Here is a 19,650-nt window from a genome sequence, read left to right on the forward strand (position 1 = left end):
CCTCAGCCGAGAGTACGGGCGAGTTCCTTCGTCAGGGGTTCGCGCAGGTCCGGCATGTCGACCCGTTCCACGCGGACGTCCGTGCAGTCCACCCAGGTCGCCGCCTCCGCCAGGGCCTGGGCGACGGCCGGGACCGCCTTGGGGCCGTCCAGCGTGACCTGCTTGGCCACCAGTGTGCGGCCCTCGCGCGCCGGGTCCACGCGGCCGACGAGACGCCCGCCGGCCAGCACCGGCATCGCGAAGTAGCCGTGCACACGCTTCTGCTTGGGGACGTAGGCCTCCAGGCGGTGTGTGAAGCCGAAGATCCGCTCCGTGCGTGCCCGCTCCCAGATCAGGGAGTCGAAGGGCGACAGGAGCGTGGTGCGGTGGCGGCCGCGCGGGGATGTCTCCAGGGCCGTGGGGTCGGCCCAGGCGGGCTTGCCCCAGCCCTCGACCATGACCGGCACCAGGCCCGAATCGGCGATCACCGCGTCGACCTGCTCGCCCTTGAGGCGGTGGTAGTCGGCGATGTCCGCGCGGGTGCCGACCCCCAGGGACCGGCCCGCCAGGCGGACCAGGCGGCGCAGGCACTCGGTGTCGTCCAGCTCGTCGTGCAGCAGCTCCTCCGGAACGGCGCGCTCGGCGAGGTCGTAGACACGCTTCCAGCCGCGGCGCTCCACACAGACCACCTCGCCGTACATCAGGGCGCGTTCGACGGCGACCTTCGAGCCGGACCAGTCCCACCAGTCGCTCGTCTTCTTCGCGCCTCCCAGCTCCGTCGCCGTGAGGGGGCCTTCGGAGCGGAGCTGCTTGATCACCTGGTCGTAGGCGCCGTCGGGCAGTTCGTGGTTCCAGTGCGGGCGGTTGCGGTAGGCGCGGCGGCGGAAGGCGAAGTGGGGCCACTCCTCGATGGGCAGGATGCACGCGGCGTGCGACCAGTACTCGAAGGAGTGCGTGTCCCGCCAGTAGGCGTCCTCCACCGTCTTGCGGCCGACCGCGCCCAGGCGGGCGTACGGAACGAGTTCATGGGAGCGGGCGAGGACCGAGATGGTGTCGAGCTGTATCGCGCCCAGGTGGCGGAGGACGCCGCGGACGCCGGAGCGGCGGTCGGGCGCGCCGAGGAAGCCCTGGGCGCGGAGCGCGATTCTGCGGGCCTCGTCGGCGGAGAGGTCTGCGATGGGGGGCGGGGTGGTCATGGCCGCAGAGTAGGGGGTGGCACTGACAAGGCGGGGTGACCTGGGGAATCACCCGGGCGGCCGAGGCCGTCAGCGCGCCGGGAGGTACGGGGCCGTCGAGGGCAGGCCCAGGTCCGAGGGGAGCAGGGAACCCACCCAGGTGTCGTGGCGTACTCCCTTGTTGTTCGTGGCGGAGCGCAGCGTGCCCTCGATCGTGAAGCCCGCTCGTTCCGCTACCGCGCGGGAAGCCCGGTTGCCCACGGCCGCCCGCCATTCGACGCGGTCGAGCGCGGCATGGGTGAAGGACCAGCGGCAGACGGCGAGGGCGGCCTCGGTGACGTAACCGTTGGCGCGGTGCTGCTTCGCGGCCCAGAAGCCGATCTCGCCCATGCCCAGGGCGCGCATCGTGATGCCGATCATGCCCGCCAGTTCCCCCGAGTGCAGGAAGACGCCGAAGGTGAACATGGAGCCGTCCGCCCAGCCGTCCGGGACGAGTTGTTCCGTGAAGCTCATGGCGTGCTCGCGCAGGTAGGGCGAGGGGATCGTGGTCCAGCGCTGGATGTCGGGGTCCTGGCAGGCGTCGTACACCGCCTCGGTGTCCTGCGCGCCCACCGTGCGCAGCAGGAGGCGGTCCGTGGTGAGGGTGACGGGGTCCATCGGCCGATTCTGCTCGGCGGCGGGCCGCAGCGTCATCCGTTTTGCTCTCGGTAAGGGAGTGATCACGCTTTGTGCAATTCGGTGGGGAGGTGCGGCACTATCCGGGGGTGCCGCACGTTGTCCCCTTTGAAGCAGACGTGAATCAGAATCGAAGCAGCGGACGGTCGCCGTCACGGCAGGCCCTCCCGGCGCGGCGGGGTCCTCGCATACGATGGCCGTTGCTCAGTAAGTCAAGTGGTAACCGACCGTCCCAGGCCCGACCGGCAAGGAGACCAACCCCCGTGTCCGTCCTCTCGAAGATCATGCGTGCAGGCGAAGGCAAGATCCTGCGCAAGCTGCACCGCATCGCGGACCAGGTCAACTCCATCGAAGAGGACTTCGTCGACCTCTCCGACGCCGAGCTGCGCGCTCTCACCGATGAGTACAAGCAGCGCTACGCCGACGGCGAGACCCTGGACGACCTGCTGCCCGAGGCGTTCGCCACCGTCCGCGAGGCCGCCAAGCGCGTCCTCGGCCAGCGCCACTACGACGTGCAGATGATGGGCGGCGCGGCCCTGCACATGGGCTACGTGGCCGAGATGAAGACCGGTGAGGGCAAGACCCTCGTCGGCACGCTGCCGGCGTACCTGAACGCACTGTCCGGCAAGGGCGTCCACATCATCACGGTCAACGACTACCTGGCCGAGCGCGACTCCGAGATGATGGGCCGCGTCCACCGGTTCCTGGGCCTCGAGGTCGGCTGCATCCTCGCCAACATGACGCCGGCTCAGCGCCGCGAGCAGTACGCCTGCGACATCACGTACGGCACGAACAACGAGTTCGGCTTCGACTACCTGCGCGACAACATGGCGTGGTCCCAGGACGAGCTCGTCCAGCGCGGCCACAACTTCGCCATCGTCGACGAGGTCGACTCCATCCTCATCGACGAGGCCCGTACGCCGCTGATCATCTCCGGCCCGGCCGACCAGGCCACCAAGTGGTACGGGGACTTCGCCAAGCTGGTGAAGCGCCTCAAGCGCGGCGAGGCCGGCCAGCCGCTCAAGGGCATCGAGGAGACCGGCGACTACGACGTCGACGAGAAGAAGCGCACGGTCGCCATCCACGAGTCCGGTGTCGCCAAGGTCGAGGACTGGCTGGGCATCGACAACCTCTACGAGTCGGTGAACACCCCGCTGGTGGGCTACCTGAACAACGCCATCAAGGCCAAGGAGCTCTTCAAGAAGGACAAGGACTACGTCATCATCGACGACGAGGTCATGATCGTCGACGAGCACACCGGACGTATCCTCGCGGGCCGCCGCTACAACGAGGGCATGCACCAGGCCATCGAGGCCAAGGAAGCGGTGCCGATCAAGGACGAGAACCAGACGCTCGCCACGATCACCCTGCAGAACTTCTTCCGCCTCTACAAGCGCCACGACCACAACGGCAAGGAGCAGCCCGGTCTGTGCGGCATGACCGGTACGGCCATGACCGAGGCCGCCGAGTTCCACCAGATCTACAAGCTCGGCGTGGTGCCGATCCCGACCAACCGGCCGATGGTCCGCAAGGACCAGTCGGACCTGATCTACCGCACCGAGGTCGCCAAGTTCGAGGCGGTCGTCGACGACATCGAGGAGAAGCACCGCAAGGGGCAGCCGATCCTCGTCGGCACCACCTCCGTCGAGAAGTCCGAGTACCTCTCGCAGCAGCTCAGCAAGCGCGGCATCCAGCACGAGGTGCTGAACGCCAAGCAGCACGACCGGGAGGCGACCATCGTCGCCCAGGCCGGCCGCAAGGGCGCCGTCACGGTGGCCACCAACATGGCCGGCCGTGGTACGGACATCAAGCTCGGCGGCAGCCCGGAGGACCTCGCCGAAGCGGAGCTGCGCCAGCGAGGCCTCGACCCCGAGGAGCACATCGAGGAGTGGGCGCACGCCCTGCCCGAGGCGCTCGAGCGGGCGGAGAAGGCCGTCCAGAACGAGAAGGACGAGGTCGAGAAGCTCGGCGGGCTCTACGTGCTGGGCACCGAGCGGCACGAGTCGCGGCGCATCGACAACCAGCTGCGTGGTCGCTCCGGCCGTCAGGGCGACCCGGGCGAGTCCCGCTTCTACCTCTCCCTCGGCGACGACCTGATGCGGCTGTTCAAGGCCCAGATGGTCGAGCGCGTGATGTCGATGGCGAACGTCCCGGACGACGTGCCGATCGAGAACAAGATGGTCACGCGCGCGATCGCCTCCGCCCAGTCGCAGGTCGAGCAGCAGAACTTCGAGACGCGGAAGAACGTCCTCAAGTACGACGAGGTCCTCAACCGCCAGCGTGAGGTCATCTACGGCGAGCGCCGTCGCGTCCTGGAGGGCGAGGACCTGCACGAGCAGGTGCAGCACTTCATGGACGACACCATCGACGCCTACGTCCAGGCCGAGACCGCCGAGGGCTTCCCCGAGGACTGGGACCTGGACCGGCTGTGGGGCGCCTTCAAGCAGCTCTACCCGTGCAACGTCACCGTCGAGGAGCTGGAGGAGGCGGCCGGCGACCGCGCCGGGCTGACCGCCGAGTTCATCGGCGACTCCATCAAGGACGACATCCACGACCAGTACGCGGCGCGTGAGGCGCAGCTCGGCTCCGAGATCATGCGCGAGCTGGAGCGCCGGGTCGTGCTGTCGGTCCTGGACCGCAAGTGGCGCGAGCACCTCTACGAGATGGACTACCTCCAGGAGGGCATCGGCCTGCGCGCCATGGCGCAGAAGGACCCGCTGGTCGAGTACCAGCGCGAGGGCTTCGACATGTTCACCGCCATGATGGAGGGCATCAAGGAGGAGTCCGTCGGCTACCTGTTCAACCTGGAGGTCCAGGTCGAGCAGCAGGTCGAGGAGGTCCCGGTCGAGGACACCAAGCCGGTGGCCGACCTGGAGAAGCACGACGCGGTGCCGGCGCAGGCGGGTTCCCGTCCGGAGATCCGTGCCAAGGGGCTCGACGTCCCGCAGCGGCGCAACCTCCACTTCTCCGCGCCGACGGTCGACGGCGAGGGCGGCACCATCGAGGGCGACTTCACCGAGGACGGCGAGCCGGTGCGCTCCGAGGCCGACGGCCTGACGCGTGCGGAGCGGCGCAAGCAGGCGCGGGGCCGGGGGCGTCGCAAGAAGTGAGGGTCGCCGCGTAGCGGCTCGAGGGGCCGGACACCTGCGGGTGTCCGGCCCCTCGTGGTGGGCGGGGGCCTGGGGTCCGGCCCTTCGCCCGGGCGGGGTCTGCGGGTGCCCGGTCCTGCGTCATGGGTGGGGCTCTGGGCGGAGGTGACCGGCGCTACGTCATGGGTGTTGGGCTGCGCGGAGGTGACCGGTCCCAGGTCGGTCATGGGTGGGGGTCTGCGCGGCGGTGACCGACGCACAGGCACCCGCTTCCGGGGGTCTCGACAGGCCTCAGTCGCAGTCGGGGCGGGGTGGGCGGGGGCCGCCGAGTTCCACGGCCGTGCAGCGCCAGCGGAGGTCCTGGCCGAGTTCCAGGCGGAAGGCCATGGCACGCAGCCGGTCGCCGGCGCCGATGCGGGCGAAGGCCTCGATGGCGCCCGGCCTGGGTTCGCACCAGCCGATGTCGCGGACGACGGGGCGGGCGCCGCGGGTGCGCAGGGGGCCGCGTTCGGCCAGCCAGGCCAGCTCGTCGTAGGCGCGGCCCCGGGTGTGGCGGAGCATCGAGTGGACGGGGCGGTGGCCGCTCAGGACGGCGACGAGGAGGTCGGCGAAGACGTCGGTGGGCAGGAGCTGGGGGACAGCCGCGGGGCGGGGGCGCGGGGCCGGGACCTGTGGGGCGCTTTCGGTGGGGGCGGTGGCGTTCGGGCGGGCCGGGGAGCCGGTTGGTTCCGGGCTCCGGTGCGGGGCTGTGCGGGTCGCGGGGAGAGACGGTGGACGCGTGTCCGCGGGGCGGGTGCGGGAAGCCCTGGAGCGGCCGGAGGCCGGCGGACGACCGCCCGCAGCCGGAGGCCGGGCCCGTCCGCTGCCGGGAGAGCGCGGGGGCGCGGAGCCGCCGGGCAGGGGCGGTGCGGAAGCGGCGCGGACGGGGGTGCGGGGTGCGGCGTAGCCGGGGGCGAGGGGCGAGGGGCGCACCTGTGGGCGGGGCGTCGGCGTGCTCGGACGGTGCTGGGTCCTGGTCATGACCTTGTGCATGGGGGTCCCCGTTTCGTGGGCCCGGTGGGTACCGGGGAGTAACTTCGGGTTGGTGATCTTGTACGGGGCGGGCCGGGGCGGCGGCAAGGAAGCGCGGGTCGGGTCGCGGGCGCCGGAAAGTTCACCTATCCGGGTGGCCTCGGGGTAGGAGGGCCCTTGAATACCGGGGGCGTACCGGGTGAAAACCGGGCCGTGGGTGGACGCCTCCGGCGGCACGGGCCGGGGCTCGAAAGGGGACGCCCCGCACGTATCCTGAAGACCTTCCGGAGCCGTGCCCGAGAGAGCCCGGAGCCGTGCAAGCCGGTGCCGGACAAGCCCGGAGCCGTTGCCGAGAGAGCTCCGATCACGACCACCACGACCACGACCACCACGACCACGAAAGCGGCCAGCCATGCGTGTCTACGTCCCCCTGACCCTCCCCGGCCTCGCCGAGGCGTACAAGACGGGTGAGCTGGGAAGCGGGCCGTTCGCCGCCTACGCCGTGACGCCGGGGCTGCGCGAGTGGTACGTCTCCGACGACATCGAGGAACTGGAGTACGCCGCGCTCGGCCGGGCCGCGCTGGCCTCGCTGCGCCTGCTGGCGGCCGGGCCCGAGGCGCCGCGGCGCCGTGTGGTCATCGCCGTCGACGTCGCCGACCGGGCCGTGAGCGCCGACCCCGACCGGGGACTCGACGCAGCGGCCCTCGGGGAGGTGCGGGTCGCGGGCCCGGTGCCGCTCGGCAAGGCGGCGTCGGTGCACGTCGACGCGACGGACGCGGAGGCCGATGTCACGGCGGCCGCGGAGGCGCTGCCGGCGGCGGACGGCGGGGACGACGACGCGCAGTTCCTCGTGGACGGGGCGGAGGACCACGAGCTGCTGTGGTTCGCCACCCAGGAGATCGCGAACCTGGTGGGCCGCGGGAACTGAAACCGGCGTCGGGGCCGCCATGGGAACTGAAACCGGCGTCGGGGCCGCCATGGGGACTGAAACCGGCGTCGGGGGCGCGTCGAGGCGCTGCTCTCTTGATTGTCAGTGGGGGCGGGTACGTTTTCGGGCATGGGGATGAAGACGGGCGCACACATCGTCTGGGACTGGAACGGGACGCTGTTCCACGACAACGACGCGATCATCGGGGCGACGAACGCGGCCTTCGCCGAGCTGGGCCTCGAGCCGCTGACGCTGGAGAAGTACCGGGAGCTGTACTGCGTACCGGTGCCGAAGTTCTATGAGCGGCTGATGGGGCGGCTGCCGACCGAGGCCGAGTGGGAGGCCATGGACGACGTCTTCCACCGGTACTACTCCCAGCACCGGGCGGCGTGCGGGCTGACGGTGGGGGCCGTGGAGCTGCTGGCCGGATGGTGCTCGGCCGGCCGCAGCCAGTCGATCCTGAGCATGTACGGGCACGAGGAGCTGGTTCCGCTGGTGCGGGGCTTCGGCATCGAGCCGCACTTCATACGGGTGGACGGGCGGACCGGGCCGTCGGGGGGCAGCAAGGCCGAGCACATGGTGCGGCACCTGGCGTCGCTGAGCGGGGTGGCGCCGGAGCGGACCGTGGTGATCGGGGACGCCGCGGACGACGCGGTGGCGGCGCTGCACGTCGGGGCGCGGGCCGTGCTGTACACCGGCGGATCGCACAGCAGAGTGAGCCTGGAAGCCGTCGGCGTTCCTGTCGTGGACACGCTGGAGGAAGCGGTCGCGGAGGCGGAGCGGCTCGCGGCGTGACCGGCCTTCCCGACCGGAACCCGTAGCGGCACTGTGCAGAACGTCAAACTTCGACGGCTGGTTTTGTACACATACGGCTCATGACGGAGCCCCTGTGAGGAGCGATAGCCTTGGTGGCGTGATCAGCGCGATAGTTCGCGGGGACGTCGTCGTCCCTGCCCTGCGCCCGGAGAGCACGGACCACATCCGTGACCGGGCGGCAGTCGCTGGTCCTCGCGGGCGGGACGTGCCATGCAGGACTCCCGGGACGCCGAGCATCACCCGTATCCGGGCGTCGCAGAGAGCAGCGTCACACCGGTGGCGCAGCTCAAAAATGGCTCAGACACCCCCGCTCATCTCGCCTTGCGGCATAGCGTCGGAACAGACCGGATACCCCGTGTCACGACGTGAGGTCGTCAGCGCAGAGGCCGTACTTCCTTCTACGTCACGCAACGGCGCGCGACAGGAGCCAGAGGACAATGCAGACCAAGCTGGACGAAGCCAAGGCCGAGTTGCTCGAGAGGGCCGCCCGGGTAGCTGAGAACAGCCCGGTCGGGGGGCACCTACCGACCGGGTCGACGGGCGAGGAGACCCCAGACGCCCAGAAGGCCCCGGACCGCGAGACCCTCCACACGTTCCTCCAGCGTTACTACCTGCACACGGCCCCGGAGGACCTGGCCGACCGCGACCCGGTCGACGTCTTCGGAGCTGCCGTATCGCATTACCGGCTGGCCGAGAACCGCCCCCAGGGCACGGCCAACGTGCGGGTGCACACCCCCACGGTGGAAGAGAACGGGTGGACCTGCAGCCACTCCGTGGTCGAGGTCGTCACCGACGACATGCCCTTCCTCGTCGACTCCGTCACCAACGAGCTGACCCGGCAGGGACGCGGGATCCACGTCGTCATCCACCCGCAGTTCGTCGTGCGGCGCGATGTCACCGGCAAGCTCATCGAGGTCCTGTCGACCCCGGCGACCGGGGACCTTCCGCACGACGCGCACGTCGAGTCCTGGATCCACGTCGAGATCGACCGTGAGACCGACCGGGCCGATCTGAAGCAGATCACCGCCGACCTGCTGCGTGTGCTGTCCGACGCCCGCGAGGCCGTCGAGGACTGGGGCAAGATGCGGGACGCGGCGACCCGGCTGGCGGAGGGGCTGCCGGACGAGCCCATCCCCGGCGACCTGCCCGGACCCCAGGTCGAAGAGGCCCGCGAGCTGCTGCGCTGGCTGGCCGACGACCACTTCACGTTCCTCGGTTACCGCGAGTACCAGCTGCGCGACGACGACTCCCTGGCCGCCGTCCCCGGCACCGGGCTCGGCATACTGCGCGCGGACCCGCACCACGCCGCCGAGGAGAGCCACCCGGTCAGCCCCTCGTTCGAGCGGCTGCCCGCCGACGCCCGGGCCAAGGCGCGCGAGCACAAGCTGCTCGTGCTGACCAAGGCGAACAGCCGGGCGACCGTCCACCGGCCGTCGTACCTGGACTACATCGGCGTCAAGAAGTTCGACGCCGACGGCAACGTCATCGGCGAACGCCGGTTCCTCGGGCTGTTCTCCTCCGCCGCCTACACCGAGTCCGTGCGCCGCGTCCCGGTCATCCGGCGCAAGGTCGAGGAGGTCCTGGAGCGCGCCGGGTTCTCGCCCAACAGCCACGACGGGCGCGACCTGACGCAGATCCTGGAGACGTACCCGCGCGACGAGCTGTTCCAGACCCCGGTCGACGAGCTGCGCTCCATCGTCACCTCCGTCCTCTACCTCCAGGAGCGCAGGCGCCTCAGGCTCTACCTGCGCCAGGACGAATACGGGCGCTACTACTCCGCCCTCGTCTACCTCCCGCGCGACCGCTACACCACGGCCGTCCGCCTGCGGATCATCGAGATCCTCAAGGAGGAGCTCGGCGGCATCAGCGTCGACTTCACCGCCTGGAACACCGAGTCGATCCTGTCCCGGCTGCACTTCGTGGTCCGGGTCCCGCAGGGCACCGAGCTGCCCGAGCTGTCCGACTCCGACAAGGAGCGCATCGAGGCCCGGCTGGTGGAGGCCGCCCGCTCCTGGGAGGACGCCTTCGCCGAGGCGCTCAACGCCGAGCTCGGCGAGGAGCACGCGGCCGAGGCGATGCGCCGGTACGCGCACGCCTTCCCCGAGGGCTACAAGGCCGACCACAACCCGCGCGCCGCGGTCGCCGACCTCGTCCACCTCGAGCAGCTGAACGCCGAGGCGGACCAGGACTTCGCGCTCAGCCTGTACGAGCCGGTGGGCGCCGCCCCCGAGGAGCGCCGCTTCAAGATCTACCGCACCGGCGACGCCATCTCCCTCTCGGCCGTGCTGCCGGTCCTCAACCGGCTCGGGGTCGAGGTCGTCGACGAGCGGCCCTACGAGCTGCGCTGCTCGGACCGCAGCGTGGCCTGGATCTACGACTTCGGTCTGCGCATGCCCCGCTCCAACGGCGTCGGGGACCACTTCGGCGACGATGCCCGCGAGCGCTTCCAGGACGCCTTCGCCGCGACCTGGACCGGCAAGGCGGAGAACGACGGCTTCAACGCGCTCGTGCTGAGCGCCGGGCTGACCTGGCGCCAGGCGATGGTGCTGCGGGCGTACGCGAAGTACCTGCGCCAGGCGGCGTCGACGTTCAGCCAGGACTACATGGAGGACACCCTCCGCAACAACGTCCACACCACCCGCCTGCTCGTCTCCCTGTTCGAGGCGCGGATGTCGCCGGACCGGCAGCGCGCGGGGTACGAGATCGTGGACGCGCTGCTGGAGGAGGTCGACGCGGCCCTCGACCAGGTGGCCTCGCTCGACGAGGACCGGATCCTCAGGTCCTTCCTGACCGTCATCAAGGCGACGCTGCGCACCAACTTCTTCCAGGAGGCGGCGGGCGGCAAGCCGCACGACTACGTCTCCATGAAGTTCGACCCGCAGGCCATCCCCGACCTCCCGGCGCCGCGCCCGGCGTTCGAGATCTGGGTGTACTCGCCGCGCGTCGAGGGCGTGCACCTGCGCTTCGGTAAGGTCGCGCGCGGTGGCTTGCGCTGGTCCGACCGGCGTGAGGACTTCCGGACCGAGATCCTCGGCCTGGTCAAGGCGCAGATGGTGAAGAACACCGTCATCGTGCCGGTCGGCGCCAAGGGCGGCTTCGTCGCCAAGCAGCTGCCCGACCCGTCCGTGGACCGGGACGCGTGGATGGCCGAGGGCGTCGCCAGCTACAAGACGTTCATCTCGGCGCTGCTCGACATCACCGACAACATGGTCGCGGGCGAGGTCGTCCCCCCGGCGGACGTCGTCCGGCACGACGAGGACGACACCTATCTCGTCGTCGCCGCCGACAAGGGCACCGCGACCTTCTCCGACATCGCCAACGGGGTCGCCGAGAACTACAACTTCTGGCTCGGTGACGCCTTCGCCTCCGGCGGCTCCGCCGGCTACGACCACAAGGGCATGGGCATCACCGCCCGCGGCGCCTGGGAGTCCGTCAAGCGGCACTTCCGGGAGCTGGGCGTGGACACCCAGACCGAGGACTTCACGGTCGTCGGCATCGGCGACATGTCCGGTGACGTGTTCGGCAACGGCATGCTGCTCTCCGAGCACATCCGCCTGGTCGCGGCCTTCGACCACCGGCACATCTTCATCGACCCGAACCCGGACGCGGCCACCTCCTACGCCGAGCGCCGCCGCCTGTTCGAGCTGCCCCGTTCCAGCTGGGAGGACTACAACACCGAGCTGCTGTCGGCCGGCGGCGGGATCTTCCCGCGCACGGCCAAGGCGATCCCGGTCAACGCCCACATCCGCGAGGCCCTCGGCATCGAGGCCAAGGTCACCAAGCTGACCCCGGCCGACCTGATGAAGGCGATCCTCCACGCGCCGGTGGACCTGCTGTGGAACGGCGGCATCGGCACGTACGTCAAGTCCTCCGCCGAGTCCAACGCGGACGTCGGCGACAAGGCCAACGACGCCATCCGGGTCGACGGCAAGGACCTGCGCGTCAAGGTCGTCGGCGAGGGCGGCAACCTCGGCCTGACCCAGCTCGGCCGGATCGAGTTCGCGCTGCAGGGCGGCCGGATCAACACCGACGCCATCGACAACAGCGCGGGCGTGGACACCTCCGACCACGAGGTGAACATCAAGATCCTGCTCAACGGCCTGGTCCGGGACGGCGACATGACCGTCAAGCAGCGCAACAAGCTGCTCGCCGAGATGACCGACGAGGTCGGCCGCCTGGTGCTGCGCAACAACTACGCGCAGAACACGGCGATCGCCAACGCCCTCGCCCAGTCCAGCGCCATGCTCCACGCCCAGCAGCGCTTCATGAAGCACCTGGTCAGGGAGGGCCACCTCGACCGGGCGCTGGAGTTCCTGCCCACCGACCGGCAGATCCGCGAGCGGCTCGCCCAGGGCCAGGGCCTGACCGGCCCGGAGACGGCCGTACTGCTGGCGTACACCAAGATCACGGTCGCCGAGGAGCTGCTGCACACCACGCTGCCCGACGACCCGTACCTGAGCACCCTGCTGCACGCGTACTTCCCGAAGGAGCTGCGCGAGCAGTACCCCGACCACCTCGTCTGCCACCCGCTGCGCCGGGAGATCACCACGACGGTGCTGGTCAACGACACGGTGAACACGGGCGGTACGACGTATCTGCACCGGCTGCGCGAGGAGACGGGCGCGTCGCTGGAGGAGATCGTGCGGGCGCAGACCGCGGCCCGGGCGATCTTCCGCCAGTCCCCGGTGTGGGACGGGGTCGAGGCGCTCGACAACAAGGTCGAGGCCGAGGTCCAGACCCGCATCCGGCTGCACGCGCGCCGCCTGGTGGAGCGCGGCACGCGCTGGCTGCTCAACAACCGGCCGCAGCCGCTGGAGCTCGCCGGGACGGTCGACTTCTTCGCCGACCGGGTCGAGCAGGTCTGGGGGCAGCTGCCGAAGCTGCTGCGCGGCGCCGACCTGGAGTGGTACCAGAAGATCCACGACGAGCTGACGGGCGCGGGCGTCCCGGAGGACCTCGCCACCCGGGTGGCGGGCTTCTCCTCGGCCTTCCCGACGCTCGACATCGTCTCGATCGCCGACCGCATGGGCCGGGAGCCGATGGACGTCGCCGAGGTCTACTACGACCTCGCCGACCGGCTGCGCATCACCCAGCTCATGGACCGCATCATCGAGCTCCCCCGCGCCGACCGCTGGCAGTCCATGGCCCGCGCGGCGATCCGCGAGGACCTGTACGCGGCGCACGCGGCGCTGACCGCCGACGTCCTGGCGGTGGGCAACGGCACCTCGACGCCCGAGCAGCGCTACAAGGCGTGGGAGCAGAAGAACGCGGCGATCCTCGGCCGGGCCCGCAGCACACTGGAGGAGATCCAGAGTTCCGACGCGTTCGACCTCGCCAACCTGTCGGTGGCGATGCGCACGATGAGGACGCTGCTGCGGACGCACTCGTAGGGCGTACGGCGTGACGGGCGCCCCGGGCCGGTTCCGGCCCGGGGCGCCTCTTCTCGATGCCGCCGTCGTCACCACTCGGCTTCTGCGGCCAGGTCCCTGACTGCTTCTGTGAGCGTGTCAGCTCGGTGTGAGCATCTGTGAGAAGACTGGCGACGGCCAGTGCCTCCGCCTTGGCCGCCCCGAGGCCGGCGGCGGCGCAGCGAATGGGCGTAGGTCTGCCCGAATTCGGCGCACCAGCGGCGGATCGTCTCGTAGGAGATGACGATCCCGCGCCCGAGCATCAGCTCTCCGGCCTCGCGGAAGGACAGCGGGAAGCGAAAGCACCACCCCCTCGGAGGCGGCGAGGCGGTCCTCCGCCTTGGTCGCCTCCCGCCTGAGGGAGCGCCGGTACGGTAGCCGGTGTGACGGCCTTTTCAGCAGGGCTACGGCCGACCGGAACCGGTGGTGCTGAGCCGGGATACTTCGCCAAGTCGCACTGTCCCGAGTCTCGGTGAACTCGATATTCTCGGCGCATGCGGATTCTTGTAACCGGCGGGGCCGGGTTCATCGGGTCGGAGTTCGTCCGGAGTTTGCTCCTGGATTCCGATGAGGACCGTGCCCGCCTGGACCTCGGAATAACCGTTCTTGACAAACTTACTTACGCGGGAACGATCGACGGACTGGACCCGGTTTCCGGCCATCCCGGTTATTCCTTCGTACACGGCGACATTTGTGATGCCGACCTGGTCGAAAAGGTGATGGCGGGGCACGACGCGGTGGTGCACTTCGCCGCGGAATCGCATGTGGACCGGTCCATCGAGAGTTCCGTTCCCTTCGTGACCACGAACGTCCTGGGGACACAGGTTCTGCTGGACGCGGCCCTGCGGCAGGGGGTGCGGCGCTTCGTCCACGTCTCCACCGACGAGGTGTACGGATCGATTCCGGTCGGATCATGGTCGGAGGAGAGCCCATTGGCGCCGAACTCGCCGTATGCGGCCTCCAAGGCCGGCTCCGATCTGCTCGCCCTCGCTTTTCATCGTACGCACGGGCTGGACGTCGTGGTGACACGCTGTTCCAACAATTACGGTGCTTACCAGTTTCCTGAGAAAGTGATTCCGCTCTTCGTTACGCAGTTATTGGACGGTGAGAAAGTGCCTCTGTACGGAGATGGGTGCAACGTGCGTGAATGGGTGCACGTCTCCGACCACTGCCGGGGAATTCGGCTCGCGCTGCGGCACGGCCGGGCCGGTGAGGTCTATCATTTCGGCGGCGGTATCGAGCTGACGAACAGGGAACTCACCGGCCTCCTGCTCGAAGCGACCGGCAACGGCTGGGACAAGGTCGAGAGGGTGGCGGACCGCAAGGGGCACGACGCGAGGTACTCCCTGGACTTCGGCAAGGCCGTCGCGGAACTCGGCTACAGACCGCGGGTGGAGTTCGCCGAGGGGCTCGCGAGCACGGTCGCCTGGTACCGGGACAACCGCTCCTGGTGGGCGCCGCTCAAAGGAGGTCGGTCCCGGTGACGTCGTGCGGGAGAACGACAGCCCCGGGGCGGCTCGTTGTGACCGGTTTTCGCCGTCCGGGAAAGGTGGATGCGGTCGGCTGGAGAATCGACTACGGTGGGAGGCGTGTGAGATTCGGCATTGACCCTCTGTGACGCGGCGCTGGGCGCGAAGCCCCAAGCGGCCCTCGGCTGAGCCTTCCTGCGAGACATGTCTCCGGGCACGGCTTCCGGGTTGTGCTGCTCGTATGCCCGTCCGTTGTTGCCGACGGTGTCACCTCCCCCCCCCCTTCCGGCCCCGGCCTGGCTCTGTCTCGTCCTGCCCTGTCCGTCCCTTCGGTGGATCGGACGGGCTCCACGCTCACCCCGGACATCTTCGACGGGTACCGCGCGTAGGCCGGGCGAACGATTCACGCGACCGGTGGGAACCGCCACTCCCAGGAGAGCCCGCAGCGCATCCGTGCCGGGCTCCGCAGGCGGTTCCCGCCCGAGAAAGGACTCACATGACGCATCCCGAAGGCCCCGCCGCACGTCAGCAGCGGGCGGACGCCCTGATGGACGAACACCTCGTGCCGGACACGGACAGCTTCGACGGTGAGCAGTACGACCGCGAGGAGCGGGCCGCGCTGCGCCGGGTCACCGGACTGTCCACTGAACTCGCCGACGTCAGCGAGGTCGAGTACCGCAAAGTCCGCCTGGAGCGTGTCGTAATCGTCGGGGTCTGGACGTCCGGCAGTGCCGACGACGCCGAGGCCTCACTCGCCGAACTGGCCGCGCTGGCGGAAACGGCCGGCGCTCTGGTGTGCGACGGGGTCATTCAGAGGCGGCAAAAACCCGACCCGGCGACCTACATCGGATCGGGCAAGGCCGCGGAGTTGCGGGAGATCGTAGAGGAGGCCGGCGCCGACACGGTCGTCTGCGACGGCGAACTCAGCCCGAGTCAGCTGGTCCACCTGGAGGAGATCGTAGGCGTCAAGGTCGTGGACCGCACGGCGCTGATCCTGGACATCTTCGCGCAGCACGCGAAGTCCCGCGAGGGCAAGGCCCAGGTGGCGCTGGCCCAGATGCAGTACATGCTGCCCAGGCTGCGCGGCTGGGGCCAGTCGATGTCCCGGCAGATGGGCGGGGGTGGCGGGGGCGGCATGGCGACCCGCGGACCCGGCGAGACGAAGATCGAGACCGACCGGCGGCAGATCCACGAGCGGATGGCCAAACTCAACCGTGAGATCGCCCAGTTGAAGATCGGACGGGATATCAAGCGCGAGGAGCGCCGACGCAACAGGGTACTGTCGGTCGCGCTCGCGGGGTACACCAACGCGGGCAAGTCCTCCCTGCTCAACCGGCTCACCGGCGCCGGAGTGCTGGTGGAGAACGCGCTGTTCGCCACCCTGGACACGACCGTGCGCCGCGCGGAGACCCCGAGCGGCCGTCCCTACACCATCGCCGACACCGTCGGGTTTGTACGGCACCTTCCGCACCACCTCATCGAGGCGTTCCGCTCCACCATCGACGAGGTGGCGGACGCGCACCTGGTGCTGCACGTGGTAGACGGCTCGCACCCGGAACCGGAGGCGCAACTCGCCTCCGTCCGGGAGGTCCTGGCGGAGGTCGGCGCGGGCGAGATCAGGGAGGTCGTGGTCGTCAACAAGGCGGATGTCGCCGACCCGGACGTACTGTCACGGCTGCTGGCCGCGGAACCGAACTCGATCGCGGTCTCCGCGCGCACCGGAGACGGCATCGAGGCACTGCGGGACTACATCGACGTCCTGCTGCCGCATCCCGAGGTGGAGATCGAGGCCATGGTGCCCTACAGCCAGGGCGGCCTGGTCTCCCGGGCCCACACGGAGGGCGAGGTGCTGTCCGCCGAGCACACCGAACAGGGCACCTTGCTGAAGGCGCGGGTGGGGCCGGAGCTGGCGGCCGCTCTGAGGGCCTGCCCCCAGCCGTGACCCGGGCGGGAGGGCCGCAGGACGGACCGGCCCTCCCTTCCGGGCCCGGCCGGACCGGTTGCCGGGGGCGCGGCGACTTCACTCACCCAGATCAGGAGGACTCCTGCGTGTCGACAGCGCAACTAGCTCTGCATGACATCACCAAGCGTTACCAGGACCACGTCGTACTCGACCGGATCGGCTTCACCATCAAGCCGGGCGAGAAGGTCGGTGTCATCGGGGACAACGGATCCGGCAAGTCCACGCTGATCAAGCTCATCGCCGGGCGGGAACAGCCGGACAACGGTGCGGTGACGGTGGTCGCGCCCGGTGGCGTCGGCTATCTGGCCCAGACACTGGAGCTGCCGCTGGAGGCCACGGTCCAGGACGCCGTCGATCTGGCCCTGGCCGACCTGCGGGAGCTGGAGGAGGGCATGCGCCGGACCGAGGCCGAGCTGGCCGAACGGCCCTACCAAACGGGCCAAGACCCCGAACTCGCCGGCCTCCTGGAGAGTTACGCCGCGCTGGTGGACCGGTATCAGGCCCGCGGCGGCTACGAGGCCGACTCCCGCGTGGAGATCGCGCTGCACGGGCTCGGGCTGCCCGGGCTGGAACGCGGCCGGCGGCTGGGCACCCTGTCCGGCGGCGAGCGCTCGCGCCTCGCCCTGGCGGCGACGCTGGCCTCGGAACCCGAACTGCTGCTGTTGGACGAGCCGACCAACGACCTGGACGACCGGGCCGTGGACTGGCTGGAGGAACACCTGCGCAAGCACAAAGGCACCGTTGTCGCCGTTACCCACGACCGGCTCTTCCTCGACCGGCTCACCACCACGATCCTGGAGATCGACTCCGGCAAGGTGATGCGCTACGGCAACGGCTACGAGGGCTACCTGGCAGCCAAGGCGGCGGAACGGCAGCGCAGGCTGCTTGAGTACGAGCAGTGGCGCGCCGAGCTGGACCGCAGCCGCGACCTGATCGCGTCCAACGTGGCGCGTCTGGACGCCATCCCACGCAAGCTGCCCTTCGCCGTCTTCGGCGCCGGCCAGTTCCGGATGCGCGGGCGGGGCCATGGTGCGATGGTGCGGATCCGCAACGCCAAGGAACGCGTCGCGCGGCTGACCGAAAACCCGGTCGCGCCGCCGCCCGAGCCGCTCACCTTCACCGCGGAGATCACCACCGAGGCCGCGCAGTCCCGGGAGACGGTGGCCGAACTCACCGGCGTCCGGGTCGGCGACCGGCTCAGCGTCGACTCCCTGCACCTCGGGCCCGGTGAACGGCTGCTGGTCACCGGCCCCAACGGGGCGGGCAAGACGACGCTGCTGCGGGTGCTCTCCGGGGAGCTGGAACCCGACAGCGGATCCCTGCTGGTGTCGGGCCGGGTGGGACACCTGAGGCAGGAACAGACACCATGGCGGCCGGGTATGACGGTGCTTCAGGCGTTCAGCAGCGGACGGGCCGGTGACATCGACGAGCACACCGAGGCGCTGCTCTCCCTCGGGCTGTTCAGCCCGGACGACCTCCGCCAGCGTGTGCAGGACCTGTCGTACGGGCAGCGGCGCCGCATCGAGCTTGCCCGGCTGGTGACGGAGCCGGTCGACCTGCTGCTGCTGGACGAACCCACCAACCACCTCTCGCCCGCGCTCGTCGAGGAACTGGAGGAGGCGCTGACCGGTTATCAGGGCACGGTCGTCGTCGTCACCCACGACCGGCGCATGCGGTCCCGCTTCAACGGCGCCCATCTGACGCTGCAGGACGGGCGCGTCGCCGAGTTCACCGCCGCCTGATCGCCGAAGCGGTACGCAGGAGGGACGGGTGCCAGGGGCCCGTCCCTCCGCACGGTCAGAGACGGACCGGCAGACTCTTCAGACGCCACGCACCCGGGAAGGGCTGCCGTTCCAGGGCGGACGGCGGCACGGCGAGGGCGAGGCTGGGGAAGCGGTCGAAGAGGGTGTCGAGGGCGATCGCGGTCTCCTGGTGTGCCAGGGCGGCGCCCAGGCAGTAGTGCGGGCCGAAGCCGAAGCCGACGTGTGCCTCGTGCGGTGCGCGGTGGTTCCGGGTGATGTCGAACCGCTCGGGGTCGGGGAACCGGTCCGGATCGTGTCCGGCGGCGCCGATCACCGCCACCACCTGCTCCCCCTTGCGTACGGTGACGCCGCCGACGTCGAGGTCTTCGGTCGCGTAGCGCGGCTGGGTGACCTGGACGGGCGTGCACCAGCGCATCAACTCGTCGACCGCCTGGGACAGCAGCCGTCGATCGGAGCGCAGCAGGGCGAGCTGGTCGGAGTGGGTGAGCAGCGCCGCGACCCCGTTGCCGATGAGGTGGGCGGTGGTCTCGTTGCCGGCCGTGACGAAGGTCAGGACGAGCGTGGCGATCTCCTCGTCGGTGAGCGGCTCCCCCTGCTCGTCCTCGGCCTGCACCAGACCGGTGAGGAGATCGCCGGTGGGCGTGGCCCGGCGCTGCTCGATGAGCAGGTGGAGATGGTCGGCCATGCCGCGTACCGCGGGCCCGATCACCGCTGGGTCCATGGTGTAGAAGGCGGAACCCCAGGTGTGCCATTGTTCCCGTGCTTCTTCCGGGATACCGACGATCTCGCAGATGACGTCGATGGACAGCGGATAGGAGAAGTCCTCGAGAACGTCGATCACGCCGTCCTGCGCCCGGTCGGGGAGCGAGGCCAGCAACCGGTGCGCCAGCTCCGTCACCCGCGGCCGCAGGGCGTTGACCCGCCGTACGGTGAAGGCCCGCGAGGACAGCCGACGTAACCGCAGATGGCCGGGACCGTCCTGGGACAGGATGCTGCCCGCCAGGTACCGCACGTACTCGTCGGGTATGCCGCCGTCGCCCAGGGCCTGCTCGTACGGATGGGGCAGGTGCATCTCCGGGACGTTCGCGGGGTTGTTCACCAGCCGCGGGTCGGTCAGCACCGCCTTGACATCGGAGTACCGGGTCGCGAGCCACTGGACGGCGCCCCACGGGTACGAGGCCCGGACCAGCGGTGCCTGCGCCCTGATTTCGGCATAGGCGCCGAACGGATCGCGCAGCACCTCGGGATCCATCAGATTCAAAGCTGTCATCGTCCCTGCCCTCCTCTGAACTGCCGTCACCACAGTGTCAACCGGACACCGGTGTCAGGAAAGGAAAGCGGGCCTGACTGTGTCACCTCCGGGTTGCCGGAGAA

At 69.9% G+C, this 19,650-nt stretch carries 11 protein-coding genes and 1 pseudogene; 7 read left to right on the plus strand and 5 right to left on the minus strand.

Features of this window, described 5'->3' with window-relative positions:
• Positions 1 to 2: 2 nt before the first annotated feature.
• Together AB0B29_RS37100 and AB0B29_RS37105 are read right to left on the minus strand one after the other, a co-directional pair.
• On the minus strand, positions 3 to 1,175 hold the full coding sequence (locus AB0B29_RS37100; protein ID WP_362247064.1) for a winged helix-turn-helix domain-containing protein: 1,173 nt from the start codon (positions 1,173 to 1,175) through the stop codon (positions 3 to 5).
• A gap of 69 nt (positions 1,176 to 1,244) precedes the next feature.
• On the minus strand, positions 1,245 to 1,811 hold the full coding sequence (locus AB0B29_RS37105) for a GNAT family N-acetyltransferase (RefSeq protein WP_362247066.1): 567 nt from the start codon (positions 1,809 to 1,811) through the stop codon (positions 1,245 to 1,247).
• A 281-nt stretch (positions 1,812 to 2,092) separates the two neighbouring features.
• On the opposite strand from AB0B29_RS37105, the gene secA reads away from it, so the two are divergent.
• Positions 2,093 to 4,939: a preprotein translocase subunit SecA gene (secA, locus tag AB0B29_RS37110; RefSeq protein WP_362247068.1), complete on the plus strand. Its 2,847-nt coding sequence runs from the start codon at positions 2,093 to 2,095 to the stop codon at positions 4,937 to 4,939.
• Between the two features lie 270 nt (positions 4,940 to 5,209).
• Here the strand turns inward: secA and AB0B29_RS37115 are convergent, their stop codons facing one another.
• On the minus strand, positions 5,210 to 5,950 hold the full coding sequence (locus tag AB0B29_RS37115) for an Rv3235 family protein (protein ID WP_362247070.1): 741 nt from the start codon (positions 5,948 to 5,950) through the stop codon (positions 5,210 to 5,212).
• 391 nt (positions 5,951 to 6,341) lie between these two features.
• On the opposite strand from AB0B29_RS37115, the gene AB0B29_RS37120 reads away from it, so the two are divergent.
• From AB0B29_RS37120 to AB0B29_RS37130, 3 genes are all read left to right on the plus strand, one after another.
• Complete coding sequence (locus AB0B29_RS37120) at positions 6,342 to 6,857, plus strand: DUF6912 family protein (RefSeq protein ID WP_362247072.1); 516 nt, start codon at positions 6,342 to 6,344, stop codon at positions 6,855 to 6,857.
• 129 nt (positions 6,858 to 6,986) lie between these two features.
• Positions 6,987 to 7,652 (plus strand): HAD family hydrolase, encoded by a 666-nt coding sequence (locus AB0B29_RS37125; RefSeq protein WP_362247074.1) that lies wholly within the window; start codon positions 6,987 to 6,989, stop codon positions 7,650 to 7,652.
• A 458-nt stretch (positions 7,653 to 8,110) separates the two neighbouring features.
• Entirely contained in the window at positions 8,111 to 13,063 is a 4,953-nt protein-coding gene (locus AB0B29_RS37130; RefSeq protein ID WP_362247076.1) for an NAD-glutamate dehydrogenase, read from the plus strand.
• A 173-nt stretch (positions 13,064 to 13,236) separates the two neighbouring features.
• On the opposite strand, the pseudogene AB0B29_RS37135 reads toward AB0B29_RS37130, so the two are convergent.
• Positions 13,237 to 13,389 (minus strand): annotated as a pseudogene (locus tag AB0B29_RS37135) (IS6 family transposase); the annotation flags it as partial.
• Between the two features lie 186 nt (positions 13,390 to 13,575).
• Between AB0B29_RS37135 and rfbB the strand changes: the two are divergent.
• From rfbB to car(A), 3 genes are all read left to right on the plus strand, one after another.
• Entirely contained in the window at positions 13,576 to 14,565 is a 990-nt protein-coding gene (gene rfbB / locus AB0B29_RS37140) for a dTDP-glucose 4,6-dehydratase (protein WP_362247078.1), read from the plus strand.
• 481 nt (positions 14,566 to 15,046) lie between these two features.
• The gene (gene hflX, locus AB0B29_RS37145; protein WP_362247080.1) at positions 15,047 to 16,492 is read left to right on the plus strand and encodes a GTPase HflX; all 1,446 of its coding nucleotides are present in this window, start codon (positions 15,047 to 15,049) and stop codon (positions 16,490 to 16,492) included.
• Between the two features lie 107 nt (positions 16,493 to 16,599).
• Positions 16,600 to 18,255, plus strand: coding sequence for an ABC-F type ribosomal protection protein Car(A) (car(A), locus tag AB0B29_RS37150; RefSeq protein ID WP_063843207.1), 1,656 nt, complete (start codon positions 16,600 to 16,602; stop codon positions 18,253 to 18,255).
• Between the two features lie 55 nt (positions 18,256 to 18,310).
• On the opposite strand, the gene AB0B29_RS37155 is transcribed toward car(A), so the two are convergent.
• The gene (locus AB0B29_RS37155; RefSeq protein WP_362247082.1) at positions 18,311 to 19,546 is read right to left on the minus strand and encodes a cytochrome P450 family protein; all 1,236 of its coding nucleotides are present in this window, start codon (positions 19,544 to 19,546) and stop codon (positions 18,311 to 18,313) included.
• Positions 19,547 to 19,650 lie beyond the last annotated feature (104 nt).

This window comes from Streptomyces tibetensis (assembly GCF_040647715.1).
Taxonomy (GTDB): Bacteria; Actinomycetota; Actinomycetes; order Streptomycetales; family Streptomycetaceae; genus Streptomyces; species Streptomyces tibetensis_A.